This is a genomic window from Streptococcus oralis, assembly GCF_023109315.1.
GTDB classification, from domain to species: domain Bacteria; phylum Bacillota; class Bacilli; order Lactobacillales; family Streptococcaceae; genus Streptococcus; species Streptococcus oralis_BS.
This window is the reverse complement of the sequence record NZ_JALDUF010000006.1, coordinates 36,655-55,644: the sequence shown is the minus strand read 5'-3', so window position 1 is coordinate 55,644 and position 18,990 is coordinate 36,655. Positions and strand designations below refer to the sequence as shown.

Here is an 18,990-nt window from a genome sequence, read left to right as displayed (position 1 = left end):
CTCCTCTTTCTAGCTATTGACCAAATGGGCGTAAAATCCACCTCGAGCAAGTAAGTCCACATGATTTCCCTCTTCGACAATCTTGCCCTGATCCAAGACAACAACCTTCTCTGTTCGCTCAGCAATGGTCAAGCGGTGGGCGATGAAAATCAAGGTCTTGTCTAGTGCCATGAGATTATCCACAATCCGCTTCTCTGTCAAGATATCCAGACTGCTGGTCGCCTCGTCCAATATCAGAACAGGCGCATCCGTTAAAAGAGCACGCGCCAAAGCGATTCTCTGACGTTGCCCCCCAGAAATACCTGCCCCATCCGAAGTCAATTCTGTCTGATAATTCAGTGGCATGCGCTCGATATCCTCCCGAATCTCGGCCAACTCAACCGCTCGTAAGATATCTTCTTGCGTCGTCCCTTCCTTGGCTCCAAGGAGAAGATTCTCCAAAATCGTTCCGTTAAAAACATAGGGCTGTTGAGGTAGATAGTTGATATACTGGCGCAAGGCCTTTTTATCAATCTGATTGAGATTGACACCACCCAGACTAATCTCTCCCTGACTTGGATCGTAGAAATTAACCATCATCTTTGCCAAGGTGGTCTTTCCTGACCCCGAAATCCCCACAAAAGCCACCTTAGAGCCTTGCGGAATCGTCAGATTGATATCCGACAAGACGTCACGACCATAGCCATACTTATAGTGAACCTGCTTAAAGGTCATATCTCCCTTCATCATGCTCAAATCTTCGACCGTTTTCTTCTCCTCAAACTCCGAAGCGACCAGATAGACCTCGTTCAGACGATTATTGGCAACCTGCGCTGTCTGAAGTTTGGTTTGCAGGTTGATGATATTTTCCAAAGGATTGGTAAAGTAAATAAGCAAAGTATTATAGGTAATCAACTGGCCCAAACTCATTTTCCCATCCATGACGAGTACTGCTCCCATCCAGAGAACGGCAATATTGAGCAGGAGCTGAGCAGCTTTTTTTAGAGCCTTTTGCTGACTTTCTGCCCGACTGTAGGTAAAGGATTTTTTCAGATAAGCTACAAATTCCTTATCAATCTTTTGATAGCGTGAACTTTCACTGGTCAAAGACTTAATGGTCTCAATACCGTTGATGTCCTCGATGATAGAAGAAGACAGAACCGCATTGGCTTCCATAGTGTCCCGATTCATCTTTTCAAAAGGCTTCATAAAGGCAAAGATAATCGCTGTATAAATGGGAAGTGCAAGCAGACTGATGAAAAAGAGCGTTATATTTTGTGAAAACAAGACAAGCGAGATAATCAAAATCGTCGACACATCTAGGAAAATCGAAAGAATGGTCGAAGCCAGCGCGTCAATGATACTGTTAGCATCCGTGAAACGAGACACGATTTCACCTGTCCTGCGTGTCGCAAAAAAGGACATCGGCAGGTGAAAAACATGCTTGATGTAGGACAAAATCACATCGATGGACAGGCGTTGCCCCAGAACAAGTAAAAGATATTCCTGCGCATAGGACAAAATCTGCTGGAGAATATAGACGATGACCAAACCAATAGAAATAATTCCCAGCGTCGAACGCATCTGGTCTGGTACGTAACTATCAATGATAGACTGCAGATAATAAGAACCTACAATGTTAATCAGGGTCACCAAGAGTGTCGCTAGGACGATATTGGTAATTAAGCCACGCTGTTTGAATAAGATTGGCAAGAAGGATAGGAGCCCCTGTTTTTTCTCCTTATGGGGTTTATAGTCTGGAGATGGCGCCATAAAGAGACTGACCCCTGTCCATTCTTGCGCAAATCGCTCACGGCAAATCTTCGTCAGCTTAACACTAGGATCTGGATCAGCGATGTGGATCGTCTTCTTGTCCTGACCAATCACCACATAGTAGTGAAGCAATTTCCCTTCCTTGAGCACATGAGCCACAAACGGAAAGGTCAAATCGGGCAAATCAAAGAGCGTCATATCCGCCTTGATAGCCCGCGTTTCAAAACCAATCTCCTCTGCTACCTTTACAAGCCCCAAAGCAGTCGTCCCATCCATGGTCGTCTTGGCTAACTCTCGTAGATGAGCCAAGGAGTAATAACTACCGTAGTAACCAAATACCATGGCCAAGGAAGCCACGCCACAATCCATCTGATCCACCTGAGGACGATAGTGCCTTTTCCCAAATTTCATATCCATCTCCTTTTTTCTAATAATCTCTAAAAACTTTGTAAGATTATTTTAACCAAACAAGGAAGAAATAAGGGAATTATTTCTGAAAAAACTATTTTTACGCCTAAAACGCACTTTAAAAAGCATAAACTATCGTTTAAATGTAAAAAGGCAGAACGAAAGTTCTGCCTGCTTAAAGCAACCGTTAAAAAATGAATGCCCAGAAATAAATTATTCTGAAATGATATTTTCTTTACTTTTATAAAGTAAGATAAAGGTCATCAAAAATAATGAAATCGTAGGTATATCAAAACATTCAAACCATGTAGGTAAATTTATTTTGTTTACATCAGCCACAATTCTAATCATTAGATAAGCCATTGAACTAAACAATACAATAAACTCTAGCCAAGCTTTTCCTAGTAATTGAACGACTTTCATCTCAAACTCCGATCTGATGGTTCATCAATTCCCTATCTTACTTTCTTTTGTTTTGTACTTGTATCCTAGATAAAACAGACCAAGTAGAATTGGATAGGTTTCTGGATAAAACAAGGTGTTGATCGGATTTTTCATAATCAAATACGTTGCGATATAAATAATGATCGATACGACAAAATACCCCTCAGCAAATCCTAATAAGAATTTTTTCATGATAGACTCCTATTTACCTGAAAAGAAAGGCGGGAAAACTCCACCATTTACATGCATAAAATCCTTTCCATTCAGATTGATCTTTTATAGTTTTGATTATTTTTCGTCAAATCCTTACAAAAAATACCAAAATAGCCCGAAGCAAGTAAACCAACTACAGTCCATTGCCAATCAAAGGATACTAATGAACCTGTACGAATCACATGAAGTACAAGATTGAGAGCTATAGCCAAGAAAGGAACTATAGTAGCTAATTTGGGTAAGAGTGTATTGAGATTAAGGTTCCGATTGTTCATAGTCTAACGCCCTCTGTATCCATTATAGACTCCCAATCCAAGTGTACCTCCTGCTACAGTAGCCGCTGCTCCATAAGCTGCTACTGCTTTCCAGCCTACAAGCACTACCGTACCTATCGTTAATGTAATAACACCGCCTTGAACCTCTTCAAGTTCTTGAAAAGATAATTCTTGAAATTGTTTCATTGTTAAGCCTCCTTTCTAATCATATTAAGGTCGCAATGCTTTTCCAATAGCATATCCTGCTCCATAAAGAGCTCCTCCAATTGTAACCACAGCACCTGCTACTTTTCCTGCTAAAATAATTCCAGCTGCTGTAATAATCAATCCCCCATTCACATCCGTCAACTCTTCTTCTGTAAGAGCTGCAAAGTTCTGTTCCATTTTGTCAAAGTTTGTCATCTTTTTTCTCCTTATTTTTTTCTATATATCTAATCTTTAACCTCTAAGCCACTTAAATAGCCAGATTGGGTAAATTACTGAAATCATTTTCTTATCTCCTTCCCTTTTTCCTTACCTATCTATTCGAAAAACAATTCGAAAATGAACAATTCATTCATTTTTATTTTAAAAACCACTTAATGAACCACGGATAAAGACCGGTCACATACATAAACATTCCTCCTTTTATCTTTCTCATCTCTTTATTCGCAATTTCTACTAAAAATTTTTCTTTTTTCTGCAAACAAAAAGGCAACATGATTTGCATGTTGCTTTTTGCTATTCTTTACTTTTGACAACTGCTACCACATCTCCTACACTTTGCAGTTGGTCAATTTCCTCATCACTGATTTCAATTCCGAATTCATCTTCTAGTGTCAAGACGAACTCCATCAAGTCAACTGAGTCCGCATCGAGATCGTCTTTCAAACTCAAAGATTCTGTCACGACAAAGTCCTCTCCCTGTCGCTCTTGAATAATGGTCACAATACGGTCAAAAATTTCTTTTTCTGTCATTTGTTATTCTCCTGAAAATTCACGCGCAGTCTGGGCAACTACGTCTGTTTCTAGCATAGTACGAATCTGGCGAATCGTACTATACACAGCCTTGGCATCACTTGAGCCATGAGTCTTGACAACCGGTGCCTTAACACCAAACAAGACTGCTCCACCAACATCTGAATAGTTGAGTTGCTTTTTCAAACCTCTAAAGCTATCCTTGAGAAGAAGAGCACCTAGTTTCGCTCGAAGACCACCACCTGTGATAGCTGTCTTAAGCAAGCCCATGATACCCATGGCTGTCCCTTCAATAGATTTGAGAACAGCGTTTCCCGTGAAACCATCTGCCACAACAACATCCGCAACGCCATTCATCAAATCACGCGCTTCCACGTTTCCGACAAAATTCAAGCTTTCATCCGCTGCTAGCAGGGCGTAGGTTTCCTTACGAAGAGGATCACCCTTGCTACTTTCTGTTCCATTATTGAGCAAACCAACACGTGGTTTCGAAATCCCACGAACATTTTTCGCGTAAAAGGAACCCAAAACAGCGTATTGGTGCAGATGATGAGCTGTATTTTCTGCATTGGCTCCAAGATCTAGCATGTCAAAGCCCTTGCCATCAATGGTCGGTAAGGTCGACATGAGTCCAGGACGGTCGATATTCTTGATACGACCTACAATGAAGAATCCTGCAGCCAACAAGGCACCTGTATTCCCAGCCGAGAGAACAGCGTCTGCCTCTCCTTCTTTGACTGCCTTAGCCGCTAATACCATACTGGCATTTTTCTTCTTACGAATAGCTTTTGTCGGCTCATCATCAAAATCAATCTTCTCATCCGTATGGATAATGCTGACGCGTTCTGTCGCTGTTAGATATTGCTTGATTTTGCTTTCGTCTCCATAGAGTTGAATCTCAATATCTGAAAAGTCAGCAAGGGCTTGATTGACACCCTCAACGATGGCTTGAGGTGCGTAATCGCCCCCCATAGCATCTACTGCAATTTTTTTCATTTATCTTCCTCTTTTAGTAATTGTCCCCAGTCTGCTAGGGAATCAATAAATTTCTTTGATTTTAGGTGAATTCCAACATACTCTTCGTAGATTTGGTCTATAAACTTGCGCAAGTCTTGCTTGATTTCAGGCTTGAGCGAAATTGTCTCCAAGGTCTCAAAATCAATAGCTTGAAATTGATTGAGCAGATAAGGGATATTGGGATTTAGATGACAACGTCTCTCATCTTCATGATAATGCTCTGGGCAGAGGCAGGCTCCATATTTAAAAGAAAAGTCAAAAGCCTGACCGACCCGATGACAAAAGACACACTCATTAAAATTAAGGCTAATCCCAAATCGGGTCAAGATTTGAATTTCAAAAATATTGGTCAAAACCTGATAATCCAAACCCTCTTCCATCAACTCCAAAGTCTTTTGCAAAAAAGCAAACAAGGGAGCATCCTGCTGATTATCCTGCAAACTAGCATCTGCAAGGGCAGCCACATAGGTCGCATAAGCCATAACAAAGAGATCACTATTAATCTTGGGAAAGGTCATCACCTCATGGTAGTCTTCGATATAGCTGAGTCCATCATCATTGATTCGCAAGAGAAACCGAGCCAACACCAAGGGCTGAATAACAGGGGCCAGTTTGGACTGACCAGCGTGTTTGACGAAAAACATGCGCTTGCCCGCTTGCTCGGTAAAAATCTTGACTAACTTGTCATCCTCACGAAAGTTACGATTGTAGAGCACCAAGCCTTGACTCGTGATAGACTGAATCATGCTTCTCTCATGTACTCCTCAAGTCGTTTCATAGCCTCTCTGATCGTTTCCATGCTGGCTGCATAAGACAGACGCACATAGCCTTCTCCATACTGACCAAAAGCAGCACCCGGAATAAAGGCAACAGCCTTCTTCTGGGCAAAATCCTTCAGAAAAGCAAAGGAGTCTTGATTGTAACCTGCTGGAATCTTAGCAAAGATATAGAAGGCACCGTCTGGTTTGATAATCTCAAAACCAAGATTAGTCATCTTCTCAATAATATAATCCCGACGCTGGATGTATTCCTTCTTCATAGGCTCTGCGTCGTTTTTACCAGCGGTCAAAGCCTCCACCGCAGCATGTTGAGCCATAGTGTTTGCGGCAGTAACCAAATATTGGTGACTCTTGATTAACTGAGCTGTAAAAGCTGCAGGAGCAAAGATAAAGCCTAAACGCCAACCTGTCATAGCATGAGACTTAGATAAACCATTGATAATAATAGACTGGTCTCTCAGCATAGTTCCCAAAGATACATGGGCTTGCCCTGTATAGGTCAATTCCGAGTAAACCTCATCACAGACAACAAAAATCTCATACTTGCGTAAAACGTCTGCCAAGGCTTCCAACTGCTCCCGACTATAGGTAATTCCTGTCGGATTAGCCGGATAGTTGAAAATGACAGCCTTGAGCTTGTCGCCTTGATCCAAAATGGCCTTTTCCAACATTTCAGGAGTCAAGACAAAGCCATTTTCAGTTGTATCAATCTCGACAATCTCTGCCCCAACTAGATTGACAATCGGCTCATAGCCTGGATAGGCAGGGGCTGGCAAGAGAACCTTGTCTCCTTCTTCCAAGATAGCTGTCAAAGTAGCAGATAAAGCCTCTGTCGCTCCGATAGTAACCAAGATTTCATTTTCAGGATTGTAGTCCAACTGGTATTTTTCTTTTACAAAATCACTGGCTGCCTGACGTAATGTTAACAGACCACTCATCCCTGTATAGTAGGATTGGTTCTGGTCGATGGCCCGCTTAGCCGCTTCCTTAACATGATCTGGCGTTGTAAAATCAGGTTCCCCCAAGGTCAAACGCAGGACCCCAGGAATCTCCGAAATAGCCTGGTCAAACTGGCGAATCAACGAAACTTGAATCTTATCTAATTGTTTATTAAAGCGCTTAGTTAAGTCCATAGATACCTCCTACTCTCAAACCGTATCTCTATTATACTACAAAAGCCCCCCGACCGCAAAAATACATTATAGAATAGCTTTCCACTTTCTATTTTACTTTTCCCGTTTACAGGTCTATAATGGTAACAGATTATGATTGGAGGTTTTTATGTCATTTCTATCAAAAAATGGAGCAGGCATCTTGGCCTGCCTTCTCATTTCTATCATTTCTTGGTTTCTAGGAGGACTTTTCCCCGTCGTGGGTGCACCCGTTTTTGCAATCTTTATAGGAATGCTCCTACACCCCTGGCTCTCGCCCTACAAACAACTAGATGCAGGTTTGACCTTTAGTTCCAAAAAATTACTCCAGTATGCCGTCATCTTGCTTGGTTTTGGTCTCAATATCTCGCAAGTCTTTGCAGTCGGACAAACCTCACTCCCTGTCATCCTTTCCACCATTTCGATTTCCTTAATCGTCGCCTACCTCTTCCAGCGTTTCTTTGCACTAGATACAAAACTGGCTACCTTGATTGGTGTGGGTTCTTCTATCTGTGGTGGCTCTGCCATTGCTGCTACAGCACCCGTTATCCATGCCAAAGAAAAGGAGGTTGCCCAAGCCATTTCCGTTATCTTTTTCTTCAATATCTTGGCTGCGCTTATCTTTCCAACTCTAGGAACCTGGCTTCACCTATCTAATGACGGCTTTGCCCTCTTTGCAGGAACTGCGGTCAATGATACTTCTTCTGTAACGGCCACAGCTAGTGCCTGGGACAGTCTTTATCAGACCAATACCCTCGAGTCTGCAACCATTGTTAAACTCACACGCACCTTAGCGATCATTCCCATCACTCTCTTTCTCTCCTACTGGCAAAGTCGCCAACAAGAAAATAAACAAGGCGTACAACTGAAAAAAGTTTTCCCACTTTTTATCCTTTATTTTATCCTGGCCTCTCTCTTAACGACTCTACTTACCTCTCTTGGTGTGTCCAGTAGTTTCTTTACCCCTCTCAAACAACTCTCTAAATTCTTTATCATCATGGCCATGAGTGCTATCGGTCTCAAAACCAATCTAATTGCCATGGTTAGATCCAGTGGTAAATCTATTGTCCTCGGAGCTCTTTGCTGGATTGCCATCATCCTCACCAGTCTTGGTATGCAAGCATTGATTGGTACTTTATAATACAAAAGGTAGCCCATGGCTACCTTTTTATTGCTCAAGAATTAAGCGAGTATGTTCTCTCTTGATACAGCGATTCATCACGATGTCATCGCATCCTCCAGCACGCAAGATTTCTTCCGCTTCTAGATTTTCAAGTCCTAATTGCGCCCAAAAAATCTTGGCATCAGCCTTGAGAAAATCACGCGCCACATCTGGCAAAAACTCGCTCCGTCGGTATACATTGACAATGTCCACAGGAAAAGGAATCTCAGCTAGACTCGCATAAGCCTTTTCTCCCAAGATTTCCCCACCTGCAGCCTTGGGATTAACTGGAATGATTTTATAGCCCCGAGCTTGCATTTCCTTGGTTACTCGATTACTAGTTGTTTCCTCACGGTCAGACAAACCCACTACCGCTAACGTTTTACTGGTCGCCAGATACTGACGGATTACACCATCACTTGGATTGATAAATTCTTGACTCATAGAAATTCTCCTTTTTTCTCAGTATAGCACATTTTGAAAAGGCTTGCAGGTTTTGACTATAAAAATCTCCTAGCAAGAAAAGAAGCCTGCTAGGAGTTCTGTCTACTTCAAGTGAAAGATTAAATCTTTTTCTCAATACAAAATAGAGGAGAAAGAGGACGTTTTTCGTGGATACGAACGATGGCATCTCCTAAGAGGTGGGCAATAGAGATCTGTTCAATCTTATCAATCAAACGCTCTTCTGGCAGGTAGATGGTATCCAAAACAACCAATTTTTTAATAGCTGATTTTTGGATATTATCCATAGCTGGCCCTGAAAGAACTGGGTGCGTACAGCTTGCATATACTTCAACAGCACCTGCTTCAGCAAGAGCATCCGCTGCATGACAAATCGTTCCAGCTGTATCAATCATATCGTCAATCAAGATACAAGTCTTACCTTCTACCTTACCGATAATATTCATCACTTCACTGGTATTCATCTTGTCTACACTACGGCGTTTGTCAATAATCGCAATCGGAGTTTTCAAAAACTCTGCCAATTTACGAGCACGAGTCACCCCACCATGGTCTGGACTGACAACGACATAGTCAGAGCCAACCATACCACGACGTTCAAAATAGTCCGCAATCAATGGAGCACCCATCAAGTGATCTACTGGAATATCAAAGAATCCCTGAATCTGTGCAGCATGCAAATCAATCGTCAACAAACGATCCACTCCAGCCACTTCTAGCATATTTGCAACAAGTTTTGAAGTGATCGGCTCACGCGCACGCGCCTTTCTATCCTGACGTGCATATCCGTAGTAAGGCATGACAACGTTGACAGATTCTGCACTGGCACGCTTCAAGGCATCTACCATAATCAAAATTTCGAGTAGATTGTCATTTACAGGTGAACTCGTTGATTGTAGGATAAAGACGTGTTTTCCACGGATTGATTCTTCGATGTTGACCTGAATCTCCCCATCTGAAAATTGGCGAACAGTCGATTTCCCCAACTCTATCCCAATTTCTTGCGCCACACGCTCTGCCAATTCTCTATTAGAAGAAAGGGCAAACAGCTTTAAATCAGAAAAAGACATGATTTCCTCCGGTATTTATGTATCACTTGTTTTTTACACAACATTTTCCATTTACCATTGTAGCGCTTTTTCCTTTATTTTTCAATCAAAAATAAAACAAGGGCAAACATTTATACCCTCGTTTTTTGCTATTTTATATTAGCTATATTAAAACTAAAAATCCTACATTTTAAAAATCGATTTTATGCTAGGATGAGATTTTTTCGAGACAAAGTTAGTATACTTCTCTCATACTTCCTGTATCCACATCATAAACAGCACCTGATATAACCACATCATCAGGAATCAGTGGAGATTTTCGAAGCAACTGCATATCCTCTCTCACACTCTCTTCAACATCCTGGAATGGTAAAAAATCTTGATCAGATACATCAACTCCGAGCTCGTGTTTCAACTGTTCATGAAAACTTTCATTTTGAAAGGTTTGAGCTCCACAGTCTGTATGGTGAAGCACTACAATCTCTCTTGTCCCCATTTGTTGCTGGGAAATCACCAGTGAACGAATCATGTCTTCAGTTACTCGACCACCCGCATTCCGCAAGATATGTGCATCTCCAAGTGCCAAACCTAGAGCTTGCGCAACGTGCAGACGTGAGTCCATGCAGGTCACAATAGCCACTCTGGTTTTGGGTTTGATTGGCAGATTTAACTGTCCGTGTAGGGCAACATAAGCCTGATTGGCTTGCATAAACTGTTCAAAATACGACACGATTCCCTCCTTGAAAATTTGATAGCCAAATATTTCTCCTATCTTATCATTTTTAAGAAGATTTGTCACGGATTATGCAAAGACCTTTTTCAAAACCTCCTGAATGGTAGTCACACCAATCACCTGAATTTTCTTGGGCGGAGTGATTCCTGTCAAGGAATTCTTGGGTACATAAATCTTGGTAAAGCCCAGTTTTGCAGCTTCATTGATGCGTTGTTCGATACGATTCACGCGTCGAATTTCTCCGGTCAAGCCCAGTTCACCCACAAAACATTCCTGAGGGTTGGTAGGCTTGTCCTTGTAACTAGAGGCAATAGCCACTGCGACGGCTAAGTCAATGGCAGGCTCATCCAATTTCACACCACCAGCAGATTTGAGATAGGCATCCTGATTTTGCAAGAGAAGCCCTGCCCGTTTTTCTAAAACAGCCATAATCAGACTAGCACGATTGAAATCAAGTCCTGTCGTTGTGCGCTTAGCATTTCCAAACATGGTTGGTGTTACCAAAGCCTGAACCTCCGCTAAAATCGGACGGGTCCCTTCCATGGTCACAACGATTGACGAGCCAGTAGCTCCATCCAAACGCTCCTCTAGGAAAACTTGACTCGGATTGAGCACCTCAACCAATCCGCCCGACTGCATCTCAAAGATGCCAATCTCATTAGTGGAACCAAAACGATTTTTGACTGCTCTCAAGATACGAAAGGTATGGTGACGTTCCCCTTCAAAGTAAAGCACCGTATCCACCATATGTTCCAACATACGTGGACCAGCCAAGGTTCCTTCCTTGGTCACATGCCCTACGATAAAAATAGCAATGTTATTAGTCTTCGCCAACTGCATGAGTTCAGCTGTCACCTCACGCACCTGAGAAACAGACCCCTGCACCCCTGAAATTTCAGGAGACATAATGGTCTGGATAGAGTCGATGATGAGAAAATCTGGTTGGATGCGCTCCACCTCAGCTCGAACGCTCTGCATATTGGTTTCTGCATAGAGATAAAACTCGCTATCAATATCTCCCAAGCGCTCTGCTCGTAGCTTAATCTGCTGAGCAGACTCCTCCCCACTGACATAGAGAACCGTACCCACTTGGGACAACTGGGTTGAAACTTGTAGGAGAAGGGTTGATTTCCCGATTCCTGGATCCCCACCGATAAGGACGAGACTCCCTGGTACCACTCCACCTCCAAGCACACGGTTAAATTCCTCCATCTCCGTCTTGGTTCGATTGACGTTGATTGAAGTCACCTCAGCCAGTTTCATAGGCTTGGTTTTCTCACCTGTCAAGGACACACGCGCATTCTTGACCTCTGCAACCTCAACCTCTTCTACAAAAGAAGACCAAGACCCACAGTTAGGACAACGTCCCAGATATTTAGGGGAATTATACCCACAATTTTGACATACAAATGTCGCTTTTTTCTTTGCGATGATAAACCTCTTTCTAAATCTCTATCTCACACTCTATCACTTGGCAAAAATCAATTTTTTCATTAGGTACAAACTGGCGCATGAGCATTCGATGAGCGACAACTACCACAGTCTGATGTTCTCGATACTTAGTCATGCATTCTAGAAAACGAGACTTCATCTCCGCAGCTGTCTCATATTGAATAGAACTATTAGGAAGCAACTCCCCCTTGTTTTCTAAAAAAAGACATCTAGCTCTTTCAAAGTTCTCTATACCTGTTTCATAAACCTGCCATTCGTGTAACAAAGGCTCCACCCTCAAAGGAAGGCCAGTAGCACAAGAAACATAAGAAGCCGTTTCTAAAGCTCTCGTTACTGCTGAAGTCACTAGTAAGTTAGCTGATTGTAGTAAGGGATTTTGGCAAAGTTCCTGAGCTTGTTGTCGTCCCTTCTCAGATAAGGGGGCCAAATCCATCCCAAAACCTGTATAAGAACGTTCCTCTAACTCACGGTAATCTGGCTCCCCATGACGTACAAAGATAATCTTCATCTTAGTGCCCTGTTGATCCAAATCCACCAGTTCGCACGCCGTCTGCCTCATCTCCATCTGCGATTAAAAATGGTGCAAAGACAGCCTGAACCACACGTTCCCCAACTTCAAGAACCACTTCCTGGTCAGTAATGTTTCTCATCTGCGCAAAGATATGTCCCTCATTTCCAGGATTTCCATAATAATCCCCATCAATGACCCCAACAGAGTTAATCAAGACCAAGCCCTTCTTACGAGGATTTGATGAACGGTCATAAAGATAAAGCACTTCTGTCGGCTGCATATAGGCCTTAACACCTGTCGGAACTAAGACAATCTCACCCGGGGCAATCACCGTACGTTCTGCTACCTTTAAATCGTAACCTGCTGCATGCGCTGTCTCACGCTTCGGCAATAAATTTTCATCTGTAAAAGTAGAAACCAATTCAAAACCACGAATTTTCATAATCTTCTCTTTTCTATTATCATTTATTCTAGGCTATTTTATCTTATTTATTCGAAAAAAGCACGAAAAAAGAGCACACAACAGCTTATGAAGATACGATAATTTACACTGTTTCACAATACGTTGAAATTTAGAGCTTTAAAGCGAGAACAAAGTTGACTTTTTACATCATTTTACAGACATTTACGACATTTTTGCCCCTTTTTTGCCCCTTTTACAAACAAAAAAAACCGCAAGCGTGAGCCTGCGGTCAAGTGTAATTAAATTTTGAACTTCTTTCTATATTTTTTATTTGGTAGTAATCAAGCCGTCAGGCTCGATTGTAAATTCTGCTTTCTCAGCCAATCGGCCATCTTCAAGCATGAGATAGTAGCCACCATTATACGGCACGAAGCAGTCTGATTTCATATCGCCATTTTGAGCATCCAGGTAATACCACTTTTCATAGTATTTCACCCAGCCAGTCTGCATGGCACCATCTGCATTGAAGTAGTACCATTTTCCATTGATTTTCTTCCAACCAGTATTGGCCATGTATCCGTCCTTATCGAACCAATACCAATAGCCATCTGTGTGTTTTAACCAACGATTAGCATACATATAGCCTGACTCGTCGAAATAGAACCAGTTGCCATTAATCGCTTCAAATTTTGAGGTAGGGTATGAGCCATCTTTACGGCTCCACCACCAACCAGTATCGTCGTGTTTCCAGCCAGTTTGGTCTTCTTGAGGCGGCACGATATAGCCTACAATCGAATTTACTGAACGTTCATAATATCGACAAGGGCCACCGACATCGAGATAGTCCCAGTTGCCATCGATATTCTGTTCAATGGTCTTGATTGTAGAGCCGTCTGAATCTTCGTAAACAAGGCCAGTGTGACCGTAGTTCACACCGTCGCCTGCTACGAAGTTCTTGACGAAGAACCAACCAGCCTTTGGATACTGTGCCCCATAAACCACTTGTAAGCCTGCTGCTTCTGCTGAACGTAGTAAGTCAATAGCATTCCCCCAAAGTCGAGCACCAAAGAATTTATAAACGCCCATACACGTCAAGTCTGCGCACTGGTATCCATACATTCCATCATAATCGACACCAGCACCAGCGTCTGCTTTATCGATAAAGAATTGGATCATTTCATTAATTTTACTCATTTATTCTCCTTTTTCGTTTTAAGGTAACCTTGTAGGCCAAGGTTCGTCCGTTAAGTACATTATTGAGCTAACACGGATATCTCCAATATCTTTATTGGTAGGCACTGGGTCAGTAAACTGAAGTCTCAGCATATTACCATCTCCACTTCCTCCTAAATACCATGTCCCGTAGGGCGTTCCTGCGTCATTGTATATACCTCCAATAAGACTGAACTCGGAACGGAAACCTTGAGGTATTCCACCTAAACCTAAAATGAAACAATTTCGGTCACGGTCACTAGGTTGTAAGACATATCCGGGACCTCCCCGTCTTACAATACCAAACCAGCCCCAACTTAACCCACCAAATTGGTAAGTAACCATGTTATTTACACGTCTGATTTTTAAATAAGAAGCTCCTAGTTTTGACACAATAGGGAGGTTTATCCATCCAGTGTCACCCATTAGAACCTGCCATCCTTGGTTATCCGAACCGAAACGTTTGATCCACTTGAGAGCCTTGTTTGTAACAGCAGTATCAACATAGGTAGTCCCAACAGGGGCGGTAACTCGACCATTAGGCATCCCGACACCGTGTATCTCATACTCAGATACTTGCCCGCTAGTGTTTGCCGGGGCATTTGCCGGTAAGGTTACGCTGCCTCCTCCGTCCGATAGAATAAGCGTGTTTCCAGCTAAAGATATCTTTTGAGGAATGCCTACTCCGTCACGTCCATTTTCACCTCTAGGTCCAGTAGGCCCGACAGGTCCTTGTGGTCCAGCAGGTCCGATTGGTCCCTGTTCTCCTCTCGGTCCAATAGGTCCGATATCCCCTTTTGGTCCTGGTTGTCCTGTTAAACCTTGCTCACCTTTCGGACCGGGTTGTCCATCGAGCCCACGCTCGCCTTGAAGTCCTTGAGGACCAGGTAGGCCTTGTAACCCTTGAAGCCCCTGTGGTCCTTGAGGACCATTTTCTCCAGGCGGACCTGGAGGTCCAGGAGTAAGAGAAATATTCTGCAGCTCTTCCTTAGTAGCGAACTGATTCGTGTCGATTTCAGGCTTGGCTTCTAGCAGTGCTAACCGTCGAATGACTTCTGAGTCGTCATAGGTCGCACCTTCAATCTTGATATGCTTCAGCGCTTCCTCTAATTCCAACTTGGTCACAATATCAGTCACTGCCACAATGCGTTTAGTTTCCTTCTCGATAACAGGGGCACCGTCGAGCTTGTCGATTTCAGAAACGCGTACACCAAACGAGAACCTGAAAAGGTCTGCAGATTGCAGATCTTTTTCAGCATAGACAAAACCAGTCACAGTTTCGTCAGTCGTGATCATCGATGTATCAAATGGGATAGAAACGTGCTTATCTTCAACCGTTCCGACAACTTCCAAAAAGCGATTTGTTTTCTTGAAGTGGAATAAGACGGTCACTTTCTCAGCGTTGATACTGTTCAAGGTCAAGTCAATAAAAGCGCTATTCTTGTCATGCGAGTAGAATTCCTCGCTTACTTTGTCAGCGCCATCTCGGACATTTACACAAATGTCCGTATCTTTTTTTATGGCCTTTTTCAAATGCTAACCTCCTTTCTAGTAAAAAAGAAAGAGAACCTAAAAAGGTTCTCTTGATTTATTTTTCAGACCATGCATCATTCATCTGCTTGACTGCAGATTCAACGAAAGTATCCAGGTCTTTGTCGGTCATGCCGATATTATACTTGTTAAGTTCTGCCCGAATTTTAATTCGAGCTTGTTCTAACTTCTCTTCACCTTTGTAGCCAGTTTCAGCTGATACTTGCTCAACTGCGTTGACGGCATTTCGGGCTAAGATTTCGACAATTTTGACGGTATTCTCACCGCCTTTTTTAATAAGGTACTCTTTAACAGTTTTGACTGCAATGCCAGCTAAAATGACAAGAATGCTAATTGCTGAATTGATAATGATTTCATTGATTTGTTGCATTTGTTATTCTCCTTTGTTTTTATCATCATCTTTCTCGAGCAAGCGCTGAAACGCTTTTAAAATTGGCTGAAAAAGAGTGATATTTCCTTTTAGTTTGCGGTAATTTTCAATAAGTGATTGAAAAGTAAATGCGATGTAACCGAGATAAATCGAGTACAAGAATGCGAAGCCTGTTTTTTCAGGAAGTAGAACGGACATCGGGATGAGGATCATCAGCAAGAGGACCCCTAAAATCTTACGAAGGAGTCCATTGATACCGATTTTACTCTTGTACTCGATGTCAGGGTTTGCGATAGCAGCAATCGTTCCAGTCAGGAAATCAATGATTTCCATTAAAACAATCAAAGAAAGAGCGTACAAGACCAGACCATCTTCAGTCTGGACTACGCTTCTGAAAAAATTAAAAAATTCGATTTGCATACAACCTCCTATTACTCAATACGAGGCATAACAATCGTCAAGACACCTTGCTGCAACATCTCAGCAAGTGATTGCTCTTTGTAAGTATAGCCCTCAGTGGCTTGCATTTGGAACTTAAAGATAGTTTGTGTGCCTTTTGGCCATTTTGCATTAGTATCAAATGGATAAGCACCTGAGATGATGTCCCCGTTTGAGTAGCGTGTGTCCTTAGCAAGTGGCTTGATGAATGCTGCGACCTTGCCATAAGCATGGGTAGGCATACCACCATTTTGAGATACTGCCAAGGCAATCAAGACCTCAGTGATAGCTGATACCGTGTCAAGATTTTCTTTAGTTTCTGTTGCTGCTTGCTCAGCTTGAGCCGCTGCCTCTTTGTTCTTTTGGAGTTCTTGAGCTACCTTGCTGAATTTTTCGTTTTCTGCTCGGTTTGGGAAATTCTCCTCATAGATCGACTCCAGAGCTAATTCAAAAAGCTCTGTGTTTGATAAGCTGATTTTATCAGCTGGTAGCAAGATTGGTACATTTGCCCCACTTGCATTGATCAATGTGACCTTAGTGGCTGATACTGCACCACTTCCGTCGTATTCTAAAGATTTTGAACCGTATTCTAATTTCATATAGTTTCCTTTCGTTTTTAAATTTTAAATGAAATATTGTCAAAATTGAGCCAATCAGCGTCAACGTTTCCCTTGACGACTATGTTACCGCTCGAATAGAGACCTAAAACAGCCGTGCCATAGCTATTATTTAGAGCTGATACAAACATAGTTTGTTTAGGTCTAAATCCGACAGGTAAGACACCAATAACTGTCTCTTTTGTTGTTCTGCCTTTGTAAGCCGTGCCTCTGATGTAAACCACTCCATCAAATGTTTTTGAGTACTGAACTTTGTCATAATCAGGATGATGTACCCAGCCGTTTTGCAAAGGTAGGACTTGCCAAGTAGAGTCTTGAGTATATTTTTGGATGTCATCTTTAGTAGCGATCTCTTTCCATTGAGATGGTCTCCATCTACTGTCATTGTTGTAAGTCCTAAAGAAAAACCTATTTGATGTTACCCCTGTGAAAAATTGGACGCCTTTCCAGCTATCAAGCCAAAAATTTTGATACAGACCCCAATCGTTGCCAGTAGGATTGTCGTCATATTTATCACTTCTCCAACCGAACTCAGTTCCTTGCTTATTCCAAACGTCGTTCCATTGAGCACTACCTCTACTTAGGCCCCCGTTATTATCAGTCAGTCGATACTGCTGAATAGGTTTGTCATCTACAAAGATGTCCCCTTTTACGTCAAGAGCACCACGCTCACGGATTTTGTTGACCCCAACTCCTGACCTGTCATAAGACAAAACCACGCTTTCCGTGGCCACGTTGACCATGAAATCAGACCGTGTGAACTTGTCCTCTAGTGTACCAATGACGACCCATGACTGATTAGCTAGATAATTGCCAGCTAGGTTAGCCTGAGAGTTGACTAGGGTTGAGATACTTGTCCAGGATCCAGTGGCTGGTCCTGTGTCTACTTGAAAGTTAGTAGTCCCAAGTCTTGCAACCTTGAATGTCAGGGTCATTGTATTTTTTTGACTACCTGAGACAGCCAAAGGCGCTATCTTGGCATTTCGTGTGACTGTTAATGTGCTAGAGGTTGAGCCCGTTCTTGCAATGCTAAAGCTCAATGCTGGAGCAAAATACTCAAGCACGGTTACAGATACCTCTTTAGTATCAGACCATCTACCACGGCTATCCGAGACTCTTGCTCTGATGTTGATGGTGCCGTGATAGTTCATAATACCAAGACCGCCACCGTTTGAACTTGTAGACTGGTTTTTGCCAACGATTTCAGCATAGTATCCAGTGATGGATGAGCCGTAAGAACCGACTGCGCCATTAAAAGCTACTTTGATGTTAGAGATTACCTGGATGAACGTGTTTCCGTTTGGGATAAGGTTCTGAGCAGCACCGTTCAAGTCTGACAGGGAAACTCCTGTAAATGTGGGTTTTACGTTACTTGGTACGCTAGCGGTCAAGGTTGTTGACTGCGTTCCTGTCTTAGTAGAGCCTGAGTAGGTGTCTACATAGATTGTACCTGTTCCACTCGCTGAGTTGGGAATGTCATTTGCAAAGTCAAGAGGGATCGTCCAGCTAGTAGATGTGTCTACATTCGTTGCAATCGTTCCACTCTTGCCAGCCCAAGCATAGCGCACTGTGTGCTTAAAACTTGAGCTTTGACGGTTGATGTTGATAGTAACTGAACTACCAATAACTCCAGCTCCCACGCTTACAGAGCTAGAGCGTGGGATAGTCGTTAGGCTGAGACTAGCTGATACTGTGATAGTCCCATGCAAGCCATTGTTAGGATTGAACGTACAAGAAATAGGGAGCTTTTTAGTCCCATCTGCATTGTGGCTGATTGTACTTGACCCACTAGCAAGAGTGTACTCCTCGCCTGATGTCTCCCACGTCGGGTAGCTGTAATGCACGTTACGACCGTCAAGATTAAGTGACAGCGTACTATCTCCCTGCTTATTGTGAGTATAATAAGCACCTGTACGGCTGACTGTCATCCGCCAGTTGACAGTTGAAGTGTTAGCCGTGATACTCTGAGATCCTTGATCTACATATACATTGAGATACAAGCTCCCGCTTGAATTACTAAATTTAGCCATTTTA

At 42.6% G+C, this 18,990-nt stretch carries 23 protein-coding genes; 1 reads left to right on the top strand and 22 read right to left on the bottom strand.

All coding sequences use genetic code 11. From position 1 onward, the window contains the following. Nucleotides 1–9: 9 nt before the first annotated feature. From comA to M1F74_RS08095, 10 genes are all read right to left on the bottom strand, one after another. Nucleotides 10–2,163, bottom strand: coding sequence for a peptide cleavage/export ABC transporter (comA, locus tag M1F74_RS08140; RefSeq protein WP_247946798.1), 2,154 nt, complete (start codon nt 2,161–2,163; stop codon nt 10–12). A gap of 210 nt (nt 2,164–2,373) precedes the next feature. Next, complete coding sequence (locus M1F74_RS08135) at nt 2,374–2,583, bottom strand: bacteriocin immunity protein (RefSeq protein ID WP_247946797.1); 210 nt, start codon at nt 2,581–2,583, stop codon at nt 2,374–2,376. 24 nt (nt 2,584–2,607) lie between these two features. Further along, nucleotides 2,608–2,796 carry a hypothetical protein gene (locus M1F74_RS08130; RefSeq protein ID WP_195217117.1) on the bottom strand — a complete coding sequence of 63 codons (189 nt, stop codon included), beginning with the start codon at nt 2,794–2,796 and terminating at the stop codon, nt 2,608–2,610. 71 nt (nt 2,797–2,867) lie between these two features. After that, the gene (locus tag M1F74_RS08125) at nt 2,868–3,092 is read right to left on the bottom strand and encodes a bacteriocin immunity protein (protein ID WP_080585587.1); all 225 of its coding nucleotides are present in this window, start codon (nt 3,090–3,092) and stop codon (nt 2,868–2,870) included. Nucleotides 3,093–3,095: 3 nt separating this feature from the next. Beyond that, nucleotides 3,096–3,278, bottom strand: coding sequence for a Blp family class II bacteriocin (locus tag M1F74_RS08120; protein WP_009729537.1), 183 nt, complete (start codon nt 3,276–3,278; stop codon nt 3,096–3,098). Nucleotides 3,279–3,302: 24 nt separating this feature from the next. Further along, nucleotides 3,303–3,494, bottom strand: coding sequence for a class IIb bacteriocin, lactobin A/cerein 7B family (locus M1F74_RS08115; RefSeq protein WP_000180812.1), 192 nt, complete (start codon nt 3,492–3,494; stop codon nt 3,303–3,305). Nucleotides 3,495–3,812: 318 nt separating this feature from the next. Then, nucleotides 3,813–4,049: an acyl carrier protein gene (locus M1F74_RS08110; protein ID WP_000136450.1), complete on the bottom strand. Its 237-nt coding sequence runs from the start codon at nt 4,047–4,049 to the stop codon at nt 3,813–3,815. 3 nt (nt 4,050–4,052) lie between these two features. Further along, complete coding sequence (gene plsX, locus M1F74_RS08105) at nt 4,053–5,045, bottom strand: phosphate acyltransferase PlsX (protein WP_247946796.1); 993 nt, start codon at nt 5,043–5,045, stop codon at nt 4,053–4,055. Further along, nucleotides 5,042–5,812, bottom strand: coding sequence for a DNA repair protein RecO (gene recO, locus M1F74_RS08100; protein ID WP_125840616.1), 771 nt, complete (start codon nt 5,810–5,812; stop codon nt 5,042–5,044). The genes plsX and recO overlap by 4 nt, the downstream gene beginning before the upstream one ends. Beyond that, a complete protein-coding gene (locus tag M1F74_RS08095; protein WP_247946795.1) occupies nt 5,809–6,978 on the bottom strand; it encodes a pyridoxal phosphate-dependent aminotransferase in 1,170 nt (389 codons plus the stop codon). Before M1F74_RS08095 ends, recO begins: the two co-directional genes overlap by 4 nt. 148 nt (nt 6,979–7,126) lie before the next feature. On the opposite strand from M1F74_RS08095, the gene M1F74_RS08090 reads away from it, so the two are divergent. Beyond that, the gene (locus tag M1F74_RS08090; protein WP_033605809.1) at nt 7,127–8,137 is read left to right on the top strand and encodes a YeiH family protein; all 1,011 of its coding nucleotides are present in this window, start codon (nt 7,127–7,129) and stop codon (nt 8,135–8,137) included. Nucleotides 8,138–8,164: 27 nt separating this feature from the next. Here the strand turns inward: M1F74_RS08090 and M1F74_RS08085 are convergent, their stop codons facing one another. The 12 genes from M1F74_RS08085 to M1F74_RS08025 form a co-directional block, all read right to left on the bottom strand. Then, the gene (locus M1F74_RS08085; protein WP_033583537.1) at nt 8,165–8,602 is read right to left on the bottom strand and encodes a CoA-binding protein; all 438 of its coding nucleotides are present in this window, start codon (nt 8,600–8,602) and stop codon (nt 8,165–8,167) included. A 119-nt stretch (nt 8,603–8,721) separates the two neighbouring features. Continuing rightward, nucleotides 8,722–9,690, bottom strand: coding sequence for a ribose-phosphate diphosphokinase (locus tag M1F74_RS08080; RefSeq protein ID WP_000010182.1), 969 nt, complete (start codon nt 9,688–9,690; stop codon nt 8,722–8,724). A gap of 214 nt (nt 9,691–9,904) precedes the next feature. After that, nucleotides 9,905–10,399: a beta-class carbonic anhydrase gene (locus M1F74_RS08075; RefSeq protein WP_247946794.1), complete on the bottom strand. Its 495-nt coding sequence runs from the start codon at nt 10,397–10,399 to the stop codon at nt 9,905–9,907. Between the two features lie 72 nt (nt 10,400–10,471). Continuing rightward, nucleotides 10,472–11,833: a DNA repair protein RadA gene (gene radA / locus M1F74_RS08070; RefSeq protein WP_080566762.1), complete on the bottom strand. Its 1,362-nt coding sequence runs from the start codon at nt 11,831–11,833 to the stop codon at nt 10,472–10,474. Between the two features lie 13 nt (nt 11,834–11,846). Next, nucleotides 11,847–12,362, bottom strand: a complete 516-nt coding sequence (locus tag M1F74_RS08065; protein ID WP_185774583.1) for a histidine phosphatase family protein — start codon at nt 12,360–12,362, stop codon at nt 11,847–11,849. 1 nt (nt 12,363) lies between these two features. Continuing rightward, nucleotides 12,364–12,807 carry a dUTP diphosphatase gene (locus M1F74_RS08060; protein ID WP_247946793.1) on the bottom strand — a complete coding sequence of 148 codons (444 nt, stop codon included), beginning with the start codon at nt 12,805–12,807 and terminating at the stop codon, nt 12,364–12,366. Nucleotides 12,808–13,095: 288 nt separating this feature from the next. Then, nucleotides 13,096–13,962, bottom strand: a complete 867-nt coding sequence (locus tag M1F74_RS10095; RefSeq protein WP_282184759.1) for a CHAP domain-containing protein — start codon at nt 13,960–13,962, stop codon at nt 13,096–13,098. An 18-nt stretch (nt 13,963–13,980) separates the two neighbouring features. After that, the gene (locus tag M1F74_RS08045) at nt 13,981–15,513 is read right to left on the bottom strand and encodes a collagen-like protein (protein WP_247946792.1); all 1,533 of its coding nucleotides are present in this window, start codon (nt 15,511–15,513) and stop codon (nt 13,981–13,983) included. Nucleotides 15,514–15,568: 55 nt separating this feature from the next. Then, complete coding sequence (locus tag M1F74_RS08040) at nt 15,569–15,901, bottom strand: phage holin (protein ID WP_247946791.1); 333 nt, start codon at nt 15,899–15,901, stop codon at nt 15,569–15,571. A gap of 3 nt (nt 15,902–15,904) precedes the next feature. Then, nucleotides 15,905–16,321, bottom strand: a complete 417-nt coding sequence (locus tag M1F74_RS08035; RefSeq protein WP_247946790.1) for a phage holin family protein — start codon at nt 16,319–16,321, stop codon at nt 15,905–15,907. A gap of 11 nt (nt 16,322–16,332) precedes the next feature. After that, on the bottom strand, nt 16,333–16,938 hold the full coding sequence (locus M1F74_RS08030) for a DUF1366 domain-containing protein (protein ID WP_247946789.1): 606 nt from the start codon (nt 16,936–16,938) through the stop codon (nt 16,333–16,335). Between the two features lie 17 nt (nt 16,939–16,955). Then, nucleotides 16,956–18,986 (bottom strand): DUF859 family phage minor structural protein, encoded by a 2,031-nt coding sequence (locus tag M1F74_RS08025; protein WP_247946788.1) that lies wholly within the window; start codon nt 18,984–18,986, stop codon nt 16,956–16,958. Nucleotides 18,987–18,990 lie beyond the last annotated feature (4 nt).

What these genes read in the sequence shown, in the direction of transcription:
- comA (WP_247946798.1), bottom strand. Translation starts at nt 2,163, where the DNA reads ATGAAATTTGGGAAAAGGCACTATCGTCCTCAGGTGGATCAGATGGAT.
- M1F74_RS08135 (WP_247946797.1), bottom strand. Translation starts at nt 2,583, where the DNA reads ATGAAAGTCGTTCAATTACTAGGAAAAGCTTGGCTAGAGTTTATTGTA.
- M1F74_RS08130 (WP_195217117.1), bottom strand. Translation starts at nt 2,796, where the DNA reads ATGAAAAAATTCTTATTAGGATTTGCTGAGGGGTATTTTGTCGTATCG.
- M1F74_RS08125 (WP_080585587.1), bottom strand. Translation starts at nt 3,092, where the DNA reads ATGAACAATCGGAACCTTAATCTCAATACACTCTTACCCAAATTAGCT.
- M1F74_RS08120 (WP_009729537.1), bottom strand. Translation starts at nt 3,278, where the DNA reads ATGAAACAATTTCAAGAATTATCTTTTCAAGAACTTGAAGAGGTTCAA.
- M1F74_RS08115 (WP_000180812.1), bottom strand. Translation starts at nt 3,494, where the DNA reads ATGACAAACTTTGACAAAATGGAACAGAACTTTGCAGCTCTTACAGAA.
- M1F74_RS08110 (WP_000136450.1), bottom strand. Translation starts at nt 4,049, where the DNA reads ATGACAGAAAAAGAAATTTTTGACCGTATTGTGACCATTATTCAAGAG.
- plsX (WP_247946796.1), bottom strand. Translation starts at nt 5,045, where the DNA reads ATGAAAAAAATTGCAGTAGATGCTATGGGGGGCGATTACGCACCTCAA.
- recO (WP_125840616.1), bottom strand. Translation starts at nt 5,812, where the DNA reads ATGATTCAGTCTATCACGAGTCAAGGCTTGGTGCTCTACAATCGTAAC.
- M1F74_RS08095 (WP_247946795.1), bottom strand. Translation starts at nt 6,978, where the DNA reads ATGGACTTAACTAAGCGCTTTAATAAACAATTAGATAAGATTCAAGTT.
- M1F74_RS08090 (WP_033605809.1), top strand. Translation starts at nt 7,127, where the DNA reads ATGTCATTTCTATCAAAAAATGGAGCAGGCATCTTGGCCTGCCTTCTC.
- M1F74_RS08085 (WP_033583537.1), bottom strand. Translation starts at nt 8,602, where the DNA reads ATGAGTCAAGAATTTATCAATCCAAGTGATGGTGTAATCCGTCAGTAT.
- M1F74_RS08080 (WP_000010182.1), bottom strand. Translation starts at nt 9,690, where the DNA reads ATGTCTTTTTCTGATTTAAAGCTGTTTGCCCTTTCTTCTAATAGAGAA.
- M1F74_RS08065 (WP_185774583.1), bottom strand. Translation starts at nt 12,362, where the DNA reads ATGAAGATTATCTTTGTACGTCATGGGGAGCCAGATTACCGTGAGTTA.
- M1F74_RS08060 (WP_247946793.1), bottom strand. Translation starts at nt 12,807, where the DNA reads ATGAAAATTCGTGGTTTTGAATTGGTTTCTACTTTTACAGATGAAAAT.
- M1F74_RS10095 (WP_282184759.1), bottom strand. Translation starts at nt 13,962, where the DNA reads ATGAGTAAAATTAATGAAATGATCCAATTCTTTATCGATAAAGCAGAC.
- M1F74_RS08040 (WP_247946791.1), bottom strand. Translation starts at nt 15,901, where the DNA reads ATGCAACAAATCAATGAAATCATTATCAATTCAGCAATTAGCATTCTT.
- M1F74_RS08035 (WP_247946790.1), bottom strand. Translation starts at nt 16,321, where the DNA reads ATGCAAATCGAATTTTTTAATTTTTTCAGAAGCGTAGTCCAGACTGAA.
- M1F74_RS08030 (WP_247946789.1), bottom strand. Translation starts at nt 16,938, where the DNA reads ATGAAATTAGAATACGGTTCAAAATCTTTAGAATACGACGGAAGTGGT.
- M1F74_RS08025 (WP_247946788.1), bottom strand. Translation starts at nt 18,986, where the DNA reads ATGGCTAAATTTAGTAATTCAAGCGGGAGCTTGTATCTCAATGTATAT.